Below are 12,391 nucleotides of genomic sequence, written 5' to 3' on the forward strand. Positions count from 1 at the left end.
GGCCATGAGCTTTAACACAATCATCGACTGGAATACCTGTAGCGACGCGCAACAGCGCGAGTTGCTGATGCGCCCGGCGATTTCCGCTTCCGAAAGCATCTCACGCACCGTGGCGGAGATCCTGGATAACGTCAAAGCCCGTGGCGATGACGCGCTGCGTGAATACAGCGCAAAATTTGATAAGACGGACGTCGGCGCATTAAGGGTGACCGAGCAGGAAATCCTGGATGCCAGCAATCGTCTGGGGGATGACATTAAGCAGGCGATGGCCGTCGCGGTGAAAAACATCGATACCTTCCACACCGCGCAGAAGCTGCAGACCGTGGATGTCGAAACCCTGCCCGGCGTGCGTTGTCAGCAGGTAACCCGTCCGGTCGCGTCTGTGGGGCTCTATATTCCCGGCGGTTCGGCTCCCCTGTTCTCCACCGTCCTGATGCTGGCCACCCCGGCGCGCATCGCCGGTTGCCAGAAAGTGGTGCTCTGCTCCCCACCGCCCATTGCCGATGAAATTCTCTACGCGGCAAAACTGTGCGGTGTGCAGGCGGTATATAAAGTGGGCGGCGCGCAGGCGATCTCTGCCCTGGCGTTTGGCACCGAATCCATTCCGAAGGTCGACAAAATTTTTGGACCGGGTAATGCCTTCGTGACCGAAGCCAAGCGCCAGGTCAGCCAGCGTCTGGACGGCGCGGCCATTGACATGCCTGCCGGCCCGTCTGAAGTACTGGTGATTGCTGACAGCGGCGCAACGCCAGATTTCGTGGCGTCTGACCTGCTTTCCCAGGCGGAACACGGCCCGGACTCTCAGGTGATCCTCCTGACTCCGGATGCCGATATGGCCACGCGCGTTGGCGAAGCCGTCGAGCGCCAGCTTGCCGACCTGCCCCGCGCCGACACGGCACGCCAGGCGTTAGCGGCCAGCCGCCTGATTGTGGCGCGCGATCTGGCGCAGTGCATTGCCATCTCCAACCAGTACGGCCCGGAGCACCTGATTATTCAGACCCGTAACGCGCGCGAGCTGGTCGACAGCATCACCAGCGCAGGCTCGGTGTTTCTCGGCGACTGGTCACCGGAATCCGCTGGCGATTACGCCTCCGGCACCAACCACGTTCTGCCGACGTATGGCTATACCTCAACCTGTTCCAGCCTGGGCCTGGCAGATTTCCAGAAACGCATGACCGTGCAGGAACTCTCCCGCGAAGGGTTTGCCTCACTGGCATCCACCATTGAGACGCTGGCCGCCGCCGAGCGCCTGACCGCTCACAAAAATGCCGTTACGCTGCGCGTTGCAGCCCTGAAGGAGCAAGCATGAACATTGAAGAATTAGCCCGCGAAAATGTCCGTCGCCTGACGCCTTACCAGTCTGCACGCCGTCTGGGGGGCAAAGGGGATGTCTGGCTGAACGCCAACGAATTCCCGACCGCGGTGCAGTTTGAGCTGTCGCAGCAGACGCTGAACCGTTATCCGGAGTGTCAGCCAAAAGCGGTTATTGAGAACTACGCGCAGTACGCAGGGGTGAAGCCAGAGCAGGTGCTGGTCAGCCGTGGAGCCGACGAGGGTATTGAGCTGCTGATCCGCGCGTTCTGCGAGCCGGGTAAAGATGCCGTGATGTACTGCCAGCCGACCTACGGCATGTACAGCGTCAGCGCAGAAACCTTCGGCGTGGCGTGCCGTAACGTGCTTTCTCTGGAGAACTGGCAGTTGGATCTGCAGGGCATTGCCGACAATCTCGACGGCGTAAAAGTGGTGTTTGTCTGCAGCCCAAACAACCCGACCGGGCAGATTATTAACCCGCAGGATATCCGTACCCTGCTGGAGATGACCCGCGGTAAAGCTCTGGTGGTGGCCGACGAAGCCTACATCGAGTTCTGCCCGCAGGCATCGCTGGCAGGCTGGCTGGAAGAGTATCCACACCTGGTGGTACTGCGTACGCTGTCGAAAGCCTTCGCCCTCGCGGGTCTGCGCTGCGGATTCACCCTGGCGAATAAAGAGGTCATCGACCTGCTGCTGAAAGTGATCGCCCCGTACCCGCTCTCCACGCCGGTTGCCGACATTGCGGCCCAGGCGCTGACCCCGCAGGGGATCAACGCGATGCGCGAACGTGTGGCGCAGATCCTGGAGGAGCGTCAGTATCTGGTAACCGCCCTGAAAGAGATTCCTTGCGTAGAGCAGGTCTTCGACTCGGAAACCAACTACATTCTGGTGCGCTTCACCGCTTCCAGCGCCGTATTTAAATCTTTATGGGATCAGGGCATTATCTTACGAGACCAGAATAAACAACCTTCCCTGAGCGGTTGCCTGCGCATTACCGTAGGCACTCGCGCAGAGAGCCAGCGCGTGATTGACGCCCTGAAAGCGGAGAAAGTATGACCCAGAAGATCCTTTTTATCGATCGTGACGGCACCCTTATTTCGGAGCCACCAGCCGATTTTCAGGTCGATCGTTTCGACAAGCTGGCTTTTGAACCCGACGTGATCCCGGTGCTGCTGAAGCTGCAAAAAGCAGGCTTTAAGCTCGTGATGATCACCAACCAGGACGGTCTGGGTACCGACAGCTTCCCGCAGGCGGATTTTGACGGCCCGCATAATCTGATGATGCAGGTGCTCACCTCTCAGGGCGTGGTCTTTGACGAGGTGCTGATTTGCCCGCACATGCCAGCCGATGAGTGCGACTGCCGTAAGCCAAAAGTGAAGCTGGTAGAACGCTATCTGGCGGAAGATGTGCTGGATAAAACCAACAGCTATGTCATCGGCGATCGCATCACCGATATCACGCTGGCGGAAAACATGGGCATCGCGGGGCTGCGTTATGACCGCAACAACCTTAACTGGGCGATGATTGGCGAGCAGCTGACCAAACGTGACCGCTATTCCCACGTTGAGCGCAACACCAAAGAGACGCAGATTGACGTGAAGGTCTGGCTGGATCGTGAAGGCGGCAGCAAGATCCACACCGGCGTCGGTTTCTTCGACCACATGCTGGACCAGATTGCCACACACGGCGGTTTCCGCATGGAGATCACGGTCAAAGGCGACCTGTACATTGACGATCACCACACCGTGGAAGATACCGGCCTGGCGCTGGGTGAAGCGCTGAAGCTGGCGCTCGGCGATAAGTGCGGTATTAACCGATTTGGCTTCGTTCTGCCGATGGACGAATGCCTGGCGCGCTGCGCCATGGATATCTCCGGACGTCCGCACCTGGAATATAAAGCAGACTTCAACTACCAGCGCGTGGGCGATCTGAGCACCGAAATGGTGGAGCACTTCTTCCGCTCATTGTCCTACACCATGGGCCTGACGCTGCATCTGAAGACCAAGGGCAAGAACGACCACCACCGCGTAGAGAGTCTCTTCAAGGCTTTCGGCCGAACCCTTCGCCAGGCGATCCGCGTGGAAGGTGACGCCCTGCCTTCATCGAAAGGAGTGCTGTAATGAATGTGGTGATTCTGGATACCGGATGCGCCAACCTGAACTCCGTAAAGTCGGCCATCACCCGCCACGGCTACGAGCCGGTGGTCAGCCGTGACCCGGACGTGGTGCTGCGCGCCGATAAATTATTCCTGCCAGGGGTTGGCACCGCGCAGGCGGCGATGGACCAGATCCACGCGCGCGAGCTGGTCGATCTGATCAAAGCCTGTACCCAGCCGGTGCTGGGGATTTGCTTAGGCATGCAGCTTCTGGGACGTCGCAGCGAAGAGAGTAACGGCGTTGACCTGCTGGGCATTATCGACGAAGACGTGCCGAAAATGGCCGACCACGGCCTGCCTCTGCCGCACATGGGCTGGAACCGCGTCTACGCCAAAGCGGGCGATCGCCTGTTCCGCGGCATTGAAGACGGGGCATATTTCTACTTCGTACACAGCTTCGCCATGCCGGTGAACGCGAATACGATCGCCCAGTGCAACTACGGCGAGGCGTTCACTGCAGCCGTGCAGAAAGACAATTTCTTCGGCGTACAGTTTCACCCGGAGCGCTCTGGCGCAGCGGGCGCGCAGCTGCTGAAAAATTTCCTGGAGATGTGATGATTATTCCCGCTTTAGATTTAATTGACGGCACGGTTGTCCGTCTCCATCAGGGTGATTATGGTCAGCAGCGTGACTACGGGAACGACCCGCTGCCGCGCCTGCAGGAGTATGCCGCCCAGGGTGCGCAGGTCCTGCATCTTGTGGATTTGACTGGCGCGAAAGATCCGGCGAAACGCCAGATCCCCCTGCTGAAAAATCTGGTTGCCGGTGTTGATGTGCCCGTCCAGGTTGGCGGCGGCGTACGTACGGAAGACGACGTCGCGGCACTACTGGAGGCGGGCGTGGCGCGCGTGGTGGTCGGTTCAACCGCGGTGAAAGAGCCTGAGACCGTAAAAGGCTGGTTCCGTCGTTTTGGTGCCGACGCGCTGGTACTGGCGCTGGACGTGCGCATTGATGAACAGGGTAATAAACAGGTGGCGGTCAGCGGCTGGCAGGAAAACTCCGGCATGACGCTGGAAGCGCTGGTCGAGATGTATCTGCCCGTTGGCCTGAAGCACGTACTGTGCACGGATATCTCCCGCGACGGCACGCTGGCAGGCTCCAACGTTTCGTTATACGAAGAAGTCTGCGCCCGTTATCCGCAGGTGGCGTTCCAGTCATCTGGCGGCATCGGTGACTTAGCCGATATCGCTGCGCTACGCGGGACCGGTGTGAAGGGCGTGATTGTGGGCCGGGCCCTGCTGGAAGGAAAATTTACTGTGACGGAGGCGATTCAATGCTGGCAAAACGGATAATCCCTTGCCTGGACGTACGTGACGGCCAGGTGGTAAAAGGCGTGCAGTTCCGCAACCACGAGATCATCGGCGATATCGTCCCGCTGGCAAAACGCTATGCCGATGAAGGCGCAGATGAACTGGTGTTTTACGATATCACCGCCTCCAGCGATGGCCGCGTGGTGGACAAAAGCTGGGTCGCGCGCGTGGCGGAAGTGATTGACATCCCCTTCTGCGTGGCGGGCGGGATTAAGTCCGCTGACGACGCCGCCAAAATTCTCTCGTTTGGTGCCGACAAGATCTCCATCAACTCCCCTGCCCTGGCCGACCCGGAGCTGATTACCCGTCTCGCCGATCGCTTTGGCGTGCAGTGTATTGTCGTGGGAATCGACACCTGGTATGACGCCGCTACGGGTAAATATCACGTCAACCAGTATACCGGCGATGAGAGCCGGACGCGTGTGACGCAGTGGGAGACGCTCGACTGGGTGCAGGAAGTGCAGAAGCGCGGCGCGGGCGAAATCGTGTTGAACATGATGAACCAGGACGGCGTGCGTAACGGGTATGACCTTGAGCAACTGAAAAAAGTCCGCGCGGTCTGCCACGTACCGCTGATTGCCTCCGGCGGCGCGGGCACCATGGAACACTTCCTGGAAGCCTTCCGCGACGCGAACGTGGATGGCGCGCTGGCCGCCTCCGTGTTCCACAAGCAGATTATCAATATTGGTGAGTTAAAAACGTACCTGGCCGACCAGGGCGTGGAGATTAGGGTATGTTAACAGAGCAACAACAGGCACAGCTGGACTGGGAAAAAACCGACGGATTACTGCCGGTGGTTGTGCAGCATGCGGTTTCAGGCGAAGTGCTGATGCTGGGGTATATGAACCAGGACGCGCTGGCAAAAACACTCGACAGCGGCAAAGTGACCTTTTACTCCCGCACGAAACAGCGACTGTGGACCAAGGGTGAAACCTCGGGCCATTTCCTGAATGTGGTCAGCATTACGCCTGACTGCGATAACGACACCCTGCTGGTACTGGCCAATCCGATTGGCCCGACCTGCCATAAAGGCACCAGCAGTTGCTTCGGTGAGGCAAGCCACCAGTGGTTGTTCCTGTATCAACTGGAACAGTTACTGGCTGAGCGTAAAACAGCGGATCCTGAAAGCTCTTATACCGCGAAGCTGTACGCAAGCGGCACCAAGCGTATTGCGCAGAAGGTGGGTGAGGAAGGCGTTGAAACCGCGCTGGCCGCCACGGTGCATGACCGCGAGGAGCTGACCAATGAAGCGTCGGATTTGATGTATCACCTGCTGGTACTGCTGCAGGATCAGGAGCTGGATTTAACGGCGGTGATAGAGAATCTTCGTAAGCGGCATAAATAAAAAAACCGGGGAAATTCCCCGGTTTTTTTATCTGCGATGAATCAGGCTTTGGGTTTGTAGTTTCGCAGCGCGTTGCGGCCCAGGACCACACCAGAACCGATAATCCCGCCAAGGAGGACTGCCAGAATTAATGTGATCGACTTTTTCGGGCTGTCACGATAGACAGGGAGGTTCGGCTTCATGACGTAACGATAGACGTGAATAGTGTCCGGATTCACCTTCAGTTTCTCGATATCCAGTAAGTTTTGTTTCGTCTGATAGTAAGCCGCGGAGAACACCAGCGGGCGAGACGCTTCGTTATCAATCATCGACTTCAGCGCTTCGCTTCCCAGTAAGAACATGGTTTCCTGAGTCACGTCCTGAGTTTGCTGGATCTGCGGAGTGGTAATTTTCGCCGCTTCAGCATTCTTGAGCGCTTCCGTGATCTGCTTGATACGCAGATCTTTCTGCTCCTGAGCCACCTTCTCCTGGTTTTCCAGAGAGTCGTTCAGCGTGGAGATCTGCTGCTTGATGTTATCTTTAAGGTCAAGCGCGAGTTCCTTCGCCGTTTGCTCGTCGACCTGCTGAATATACTGCGCCAGCTGCTTTTGCGCCGCGTCTGCAGATTCCCCCTGGTAGGAGACACTTAACGGCAGCGGTTGACCCTTAACGGTAGTATCGATGGTCAGCTTCTCAGGTACTTCCTGGTTTTCAAGCGCCTGGGCTAATGCAGAAAAAGAAGAGTTGAAACGGCTAATGGCGCGGTTTTGGATATCGAGCATCGAAGGCGCTGCACCGCCGTAAAGGATATTCAGTGCATTGGCGTAAGTCGCAATCTGCGCCGCATCCGGCTGAGCAATGATCGCGGAAGAGGTCCATTTCTCTTTTGCGACAGTGATATAAATACCCGCCAGGACGATAAAAACAGCTACAAAAGCGCCAATTACCCACTTTCCACGCCACAGCTGTAACACTAAATCAAGTAAATCAATTTGCTCCGGGCCATTACTGCTATTAACCGGAGTATTGTTGTTCTGCGTCATACAATCCCTAACAGATGAAAAAGGGCAAAAATAAACATGTTTACATAGTGTATCTGTTGCCAGCGATTTTTCTATCAGAATCCGATGAGTTATATCGGAAAGATGGGTTATGTAACTCGCAGCCAACGCGCTATCATATAGCAATTCTGATGCCTCAGGCATCGACGAGATAGAAAAGTTAACGAGGGAAGCTATGAAATTTTTGGTTACGGGCGCGGCAGGGTTTATCGGTTCTCATGTCAGCAAACGCTTACTGGACGCCGGACACCAGGTCGTCGGGATTGATAATCTCAATGACTACTATGATGTGAACCTTAAGCTGGCACGTCTGGACTTGCTCAAATCCGCGAATTTCACCTTCCACAAGATGGAGTTAGCCGATCGAGAGGGGATGGCGGCGCTTTTTGCCAGCGAGAAGTTTGATCGCGTCATCCATCTTGCTGCACAGGCAGGGGTTCGCTACTCTCTTGAAAACCCACACGCCTATGCGGACGCCAACCTGGTGGGTCACCTCAACGTGCTGGAAGGGTGTCGTCATAACAAGGTACAGCACCTGCTGTATGCTTCATCAAGCTCCGTTTATGGTCTGAACCGCAAGATGCCGTTCTCCACTGACGACTCCGTAGACCACCCGGTGTCACTGTATGCGGCGACCAAAAAAGCCAATGAGCTGATGTCGCATACCTATTCCCATCTGTATAACCTGCCGACCACTGGCCTGCGTTTCTTTACCGTATATGGCCCGTGGGGCCGTCCGGATATGGCGCTGTTTAAGTTCACCAAAGCGATGATTGAAGGCAAAAGCATCGATGTTTACAACTACGGTAAGATGAAGCGTGACTTCACTTACATTGACGACATCGCTGAAGCCATTATTCGTCTGCAGGATGTCATTCCTCAGGCCGATGCAGACTGGACAGTTGAGACCGGTTCCCCGGCAACCAGCTCCGCGCCTTATCGCGTTTACAACATTGGTAACAGCTCTCCGGTCGAGCTCATGGATTACATTACGGCGCTGGAAGAAGCACTCGGCAAAGAAGCAGAGAAAAACATGATGCCGATTCAACCGGGTGACGTGCTGGAAACCAGCGCGGATACGAAAGCGTTGTATGAGGTTATTGGCTTTAAACCGCAGACCTCAGTCAAAGACGGGGTGAAAAACTTTGTCGACTGGTATCGCGCTTTCTACAAGGTCTGAAAATAAAAAACCCGGCAACATGGCCGGGTTTTTTATGCGTGTTAGAAGCTATCAATCGCTTCCGAATAGATCGCGGGTATAGACTTTATCCGCCACGTCCGCCAGCTCTTCCGCCATGCGGTTAGAGATGATCACGTCCGCTTCCTGCTTGAATGCATCCAGATCGCGAATCACGCGGGAGTGGAAGAACTCATCTTCCTGCATCGCTGGTTCATAAATAATAACCTGGACCCCTTTCGCCTTGATACGCTTCATGATGCCCTGAATGGAAGAGGCACGGAAGTTATCGGAACCGCTTTTCATGATCAGACGATACACGCCGACGACTTTAGGCTGACGCGCAAGGATAGAATCTGAGATGAAATCTTTACGCGTGCGGTTAGCGTCAACGATCGCCGAAATCAGGTTGTTTGGTACAGCCTGATAGTTGGCCAGCAGCTGCTTCGTGTCTTTTGGCAGGCAATAACCGCCATAGCCAAATGACGGGTTGTTATAGTGGTTGCCGATACGTGGATCCAGGCAGACGCCTTCAATAATCTGACGGCTGTTCAGGCCAAGGCTTTCTGCGTAGCTGTCCAGCTCGTTAAAGTAGGCAACGCGCATGGCAAGGTAGGTGTTGGCAAACAGCTTGATCGCCTCGGCTTCGGTGGAGTCGGTAAACAGTACCGGAATATCCTTCTTAACGGCACCTTCCTGAAGCAGTGCGGCAAAACGCTCTGCGCGGGCTGAGCGCTCGCCAATAACGATACGAGAAGGATGCAGGTTATCGTACAGCGCCCTTCCCTCACGCAGGAACTCTGGCGAGAAGAAGATATTATCAATACCGAACTTCTCTTTAATAGATTTTGTGAAACCTACCGGAATAGTCGATTTAATAACCATCACCGCTTTTGGATTAATCGCGATAACGTCTTTGATCACCGCTTCCACCGTAGAGGTGTTGAAGTAGTTGGTTTTTGGATCGTAGTCCGTTGGTGTCGCGATGATAACGAAATCCGCATCACGATAGGCGTCTTCTTTATCGGTGGTTGCACGGAAATTCAGCGGCTTGTTCGCCAGATACTCCTGGATCTCTTTATCGACAATCGGGGACTTCTTCTGGTTAAGCATGTCCACTTTGGCCTGCACGATATCCAGCGCAACCACTTCGTGGTTTTGAGCAATCAGTATGCCGTTTGAGAGACCGACATAGCCTGTTCCGGAGATGGTTATTTTCATTCGTTCAACTTCTTCAAGTTTGAGTTTCAGGAGGCGTCAGTACACCACCGCAATAAACAACTGTTGAGGTTTTTACCTCTTATGTTGAGCGGCTGTCAAGGCAAACGCCCGGCCAGGGAATTGAGAAAATGCAGTAGTTTAGGAGGGATTAAAAGGCTCTTGTCCGGCAAAGCGAGTCCACATGGGCAAAAGCGCGATAAAAAAAGCCCGGTGAGATCACCGGGCCCTGCTTTCTGACAACGTTAAATCAGATTAATCCAGCCATTCGGTGTGGAACACACCTTCTTTATCAGTGCGTTTGTAGGTATGCGCACCGAAGTAGTCGCGCTGAGCCTGAATCAGGTTGGCAGGCAGAACGGCAGCACGGTAGCTGTCGTAATAGGCCACTGCAGCGGAGAAGGTTGGAACCGGAATACCGTTCTGTACAGCGTAAGCAACCACATCACGCAGCGCCTGCTGGTATTCGTCTGCAATTTTCTTGAAGTATGGTGCCAGCAGCAGGTTCGCGATACCTGCGTTTTCCGCATAGGCATCAGTGATTTTCTGCAGGAACTGCGCACGAATGATGCAGCCCGCACGGAAAATCTTCGCGATTTCGCCGTAGTTCAGATCCCAGTTGTTTTCGTCTGATGCCGCACGCAGCTGAGAGAAGCCCTGTGCGTAAGAAACGATTTTGCCCAGGTACAGTGCGCGACGCACTTTCTCAACGAACTCAGCTTTGTCGCCGGCTGGTTTGGCCTGCGGGCCAGACAGCACTTTGGATGCCGCCACACGCTGCTCTTTCAGAGAAGAGATGTAACGCGCGAATACGGATTCGGTGATCAGAGACAGCGGTTCACCCAGATCCAGAGAGCTCTGGCTGGTCCATTTACCGGTACCTTTGTTTGCTGCTTCATCCAGAATCACATCAACCAGGTATTTACCTTCTTCATCTTTCTTGGTGAAGATATCTTTGGTGATGTCGATCAGGTAGCTGTTCAGCTCGCCTTTGTTCCACTCGCTGAAGGTCTCGGCAAGTTCTTCGTTAGAGAGGTTCAGGCCGCCTTTCAGCAGCGAATACGCTTCAGCGATCAGCTGCATGTCGCCGTATTCGATACCGTTGTGAACCATCTTCACGTAATGGCCTGCACCGTCTGCGCCGATATAGGTCACACACGGCTCGCCATCTTCCGCGACAGCGGCGATTTTAGTCAGGATAGGAGCGACCAGCTCGTACGCTTCTTTCTGGCCACCAGGCATGATGGATGGGCCTTTCAGGGCCCCCTCTTCACCACCGGAAACACCGGTACCGATGAAGTTGAAGCCTTCGGCAGACAGTTCACGGTTACGACGGATGGTGTCCTGGAAGAAGGTGTTACCGCCATCAATGATGATGTCGCCTTTGTCCAGGTAAGGTTTCAGGGAGTCGATGGCAGCATCGGTACCTGCGCCCGCTTTCACCATTAACAGGATACGACGAGGCGTTTCCAGGGACTCAACAAACTCTTTAACCGTATAGAAAGGAACCAGTTTCTTACCTGGGTTCTCAGCGATGACTTCTTCGGTCTTATCACGGGAGCGGTTGAAAACGGAGACGGTATAACCACGGCTTTCGATGTTGAGCGCCAGGTTGCGCCCCATCACTGCCATACCGACAACGCCGATCTGTTGCTTGGACATTACATACTCCTGTCAGGTGTGGTCACCGCGACTTATGCGCGGCTTGAATGTATCAACAATGTTAACTCAACTTTATGTCGTGTGGATAGTTTAATATGTGCGTTATAAGATGCAAAAAATTAACGAGCGTTGCTTATTATGAAACCAAATCATTTAGGTTTATTTATAACCATCTGGATTTTTAATTTGCCAGTTCCATGAGTCTCGAAGCATATCTTCAAGAGTGTATTTTGCTTTCCATTCAAGGACTTCATTTGCTAACTCAGGAGAGGACCAGCATTCACCAACGTCGCCGGGTCTTCTTGTGGCAAATACAAATGGTATATCTATATGAGTGACCTTTTTGAAGCAGGCAATTAATTCCAGAACAGAATGAGGTTTACCTGTACCTAAATTGAAAACATGGTAACCGACTAAGGTGTCAATTTTTCTAAGTGCTGCAGTATGTCCTGATGCCAAATCCTGCACATGAATAAAATCCCTTACCCCGGTACCATCTTTGGTAGGGTAGTCATTCCCATAGACCGATAATTTCTCAAGTTTGCCAATAGCAACTTTTGTTATATATGGAACAAGATTGTTAGGAATCCCGGAGGGGTCTTCACCAATCAAACCGGATGGATGTGCACCAACAGGATTGAAATAACGCAAAGAAATAATATTCCAGTCTCTATCCGATGAAGCCACATCTTTTAATATCTGCTCCATGAACAGTTTGGAAGTTCCGTAAGGGTTTGTAGTACCACCGGTGCGACAAGCCTCAACGAGAGGAACTTGCTCAGGGAAACCATAAACAGTGGCTGATGAGCTAAATATTATTTTTTTAACCCCATACTCTTTCATTACCGATAATAAATTTAAAGATCCAGTTAAGTTATTATCATAATAATTCAAAGGTTCAGCAACTGATTCACCAACAGATTTTAGGCCTGCAAAATGAATAACACACTCGAAATTAAATTCTTCAAATAACGATTTTAGCTGTTCTTTATTTCGAAGATCAATATTATAAAATTTGATCTTTTTTTCAGATAAGGTTTCAACTCTTTTTATGGATTCAAAAGATGAGTTGCACAAATTATCAATAACAACCAAATCAAAATTATTTGACAATAAGTCAATAATAGTATGTGAACCAATATAACCCGCACCACCAGTAACTAAAATACTCAT

Annotated in this window: 12 protein-coding genes; 8 read left to right on the top strand and 4 right to left on the bottom strand. The window is 53.3% G+C overall.

The window, feature by feature from the left end:
- Positions 1-4 precede the first annotated feature (4 nt).
- From hisD to hisIE, 7 genes are read left to right on the top strand one after another with little or no spacing between them, the layout of a single operon-like run.
- Positions 5-1,309 (top strand): histidinol dehydrogenase, encoded by a 1,305-nt coding sequence (hisD, locus tag C1N69_RS14690; RefSeq protein WP_025759308.1) that lies wholly within the window; start codon positions 5-7, stop codon positions 1,307-1,309.
- The gene (hisC, locus tag C1N69_RS14695; protein WP_059385177.1) at positions 1,306-2,367 is read left to right on the top strand and encodes a histidinol-phosphate transaminase; all 1,062 of its coding nucleotides are present in this window, start codon (positions 1,306-1,308) and stop codon (positions 2,365-2,367) included. Before hisD ends, hisC begins: the two co-directional genes overlap by 4 nt.
- Positions 2,364-3,431 (top strand): bifunctional histidinol-phosphatase/imidazoleglycerol-phosphate dehydratase HisB, encoded by a 1,068-nt coding sequence (gene hisB / locus C1N69_RS14700; RefSeq protein ID WP_155031446.1) that lies wholly within the window; start codon positions 2,364-2,366, stop codon positions 3,429-3,431. Before hisC ends, hisB begins: the two co-directional genes overlap by 4 nt.
- Positions 3,431-4,021 carry an imidazole glycerol phosphate synthase subunit HisH gene (gene hisH, locus C1N69_RS14705; RefSeq protein ID WP_155031447.1) on the top strand — a complete coding sequence of 197 codons (591 nt, stop codon included), beginning with the start codon at positions 3,431-3,433 and terminating at the stop codon, positions 4,019-4,021. The genes hisB and hisH overlap by 1 nt, the downstream gene beginning before the upstream one ends.
- Positions 4,021-4,758, top strand: a complete 738-nt coding sequence (hisA, locus tag C1N69_RS14710; RefSeq protein WP_059385178.1) for a 1-(5-phosphoribosyl)-5-[(5-phosphoribosylamino)methylideneamino]imidazole-4-carboxamide isomerase — start codon at positions 4,021-4,023, stop codon at positions 4,756-4,758. The genes hisH and hisA overlap by 1 nt, the downstream gene beginning before the upstream one ends.
- Positions 4,740-5,516, top strand: a complete 777-nt coding sequence (hisF, locus tag C1N69_RS14715) for an imidazole glycerol phosphate synthase subunit HisF (protein WP_023330862.1) — start codon at positions 4,740-4,742, stop codon at positions 5,514-5,516. Before hisA ends, hisF begins: the two co-directional genes overlap by 19 nt.
- On the top strand, positions 5,510-6,121 hold the full coding sequence (gene hisIE / locus C1N69_RS14720; protein WP_059385179.1) for a bifunctional phosphoribosyl-AMP cyclohydrolase/phosphoribosyl-ATP diphosphatase HisIE: 612 nt from the start codon (positions 5,510-5,512) through the stop codon (positions 6,119-6,121). Before hisF ends, hisIE begins: the two co-directional genes overlap by 7 nt.
- Positions 6,122-6,162: 41 nt before the next feature.
- Here hisIE and wzzB read toward each other — a convergent pair whose 3' ends face one another.
- On the bottom strand, positions 6,163-7,143 hold the full coding sequence (wzzB, locus tag C1N69_RS14725) for an LPS O-antigen chain length determinant protein WzzB (RefSeq protein ID WP_155031448.1): 981 nt from the start codon (positions 7,141-7,143) through the stop codon (positions 6,163-6,165).
- 193 nt (positions 7,144-7,336) lie between these two features.
- On the opposite strand from wzzB, the gene C1N69_RS14730 reads away from it, so the two are divergent.
- The gene (locus C1N69_RS14730; RefSeq protein ID WP_155031449.1) at positions 7,337-8,341 is read left to right on the top strand and encodes an NAD-dependent epimerase; all 1,005 of its coding nucleotides are present in this window, start codon (positions 7,337-7,339) and stop codon (positions 8,339-8,341) included.
- A 51-nt stretch (positions 8,342-8,392) separates the two neighbouring features.
- Here the strand turns inward: C1N69_RS14730 and ugd are convergent, their stop codons facing one another.
- The 3 genes from ugd to galE all read right to left on the bottom strand — a co-directional run bounded on the left by ugd (position 8,393) and on the right by galE (position 12,391).
- On the bottom strand, positions 8,393-9,559 hold the full coding sequence (gene ugd, locus C1N69_RS14735) for a UDP-glucose 6-dehydrogenase (protein ID WP_094919014.1): 1,167 nt from the start codon (positions 9,557-9,559) through the stop codon (positions 8,393-8,395).
- 252 nt (positions 9,560-9,811) lie between these two features.
- Positions 9,812-11,218, bottom strand: a complete 1,407-nt coding sequence (gene gndA, locus C1N69_RS14740) for an NADP-dependent phosphogluconate dehydrogenase (RefSeq protein WP_025759323.1) — start codon at positions 11,216-11,218, stop codon at positions 9,812-9,814.
- 159 nt (positions 11,219-11,377) lie between these two features.
- Positions 11,378-12,391 (bottom strand): UDP-glucose 4-epimerase GalE, encoded by a 1,014-nt coding sequence (gene galE, locus C1N69_RS14745; protein ID WP_155031450.1) that lies wholly within the window; start codon positions 12,389-12,391, stop codon positions 11,378-11,380.

This window comes from Enterobacter sichuanensis, assembly GCF_009036245.1.
GTDB lineage: Bacteria > Pseudomonadota > Gammaproteobacteria > Enterobacterales > Enterobacteriaceae > Enterobacter > Enterobacter sichuanensis.

Bases quoted from the DNA above. Each gene is read 5' to 3' on its own strand.
- hisD (WP_025759308.1), top strand. From the start codon at position 5: ATGAGCTTTAACACAATCATCGACTGGAATACCTGTAGCGACGCGCAA.
- hisC (WP_059385177.1), top strand. From the start codon at position 1,306: ATGAACATTGAAGAATTAGCCCGCGAAAATGTCCGTCGCCTGACGCCT.
- hisB (WP_155031446.1), top strand. From the start codon at position 2,364: ATGACCCAGAAGATCCTTTTTATCGATCGTGACGGCACCCTTATTTCG.
- hisH (WP_155031447.1), top strand. From the start codon at position 3,431: ATGAATGTGGTGATTCTGGATACCGGATGCGCCAACCTGAACTCCGTA.
- hisA (WP_059385178.1), top strand. From the start codon at position 4,021: ATGATTATTCCCGCTTTAGATTTAATTGACGGCACGGTTGTCCGTCTC.
- hisF (WP_023330862.1), top strand. From the start codon at position 4,740: ATGCTGGCAAAACGGATAATCCCTTGCCTGGACGTACGTGACGGCCAG.
- hisIE (WP_059385179.1), top strand. From the start codon at position 5,510: ATGTTAACAGAGCAACAACAGGCACAGCTGGACTGGGAAAAAACCGAC.
- wzzB (WP_155031448.1), bottom strand. From the start codon at position 7,143: ATGACGCAGAACAACAATACTCCGGTTAATAGCAGTAATGGCCCGGAG.
- C1N69_RS14730 (WP_155031449.1), top strand. From the start codon at position 7,337: ATGAAATTTTTGGTTACGGGCGCGGCAGGGTTTATCGGTTCTCATGTC.
- ugd (WP_094919014.1), bottom strand. From the start codon at position 9,559: ATGAAAATAACCATCTCCGGAACAGGCTATGTCGGTCTCTCAAACGGC.
- gndA (WP_025759323.1), bottom strand. From the start codon at position 11,218: ATGTCCAAGCAACAGATCGGCGTTGTCGGTATGGCAGTGATGGGGCGC.
- galE (WP_155031450.1), bottom strand. From the start codon at position 12,391: ATGAGTATTTTAGTTACTGGTGGTGCGGGTTATATTGGTTCACATACT.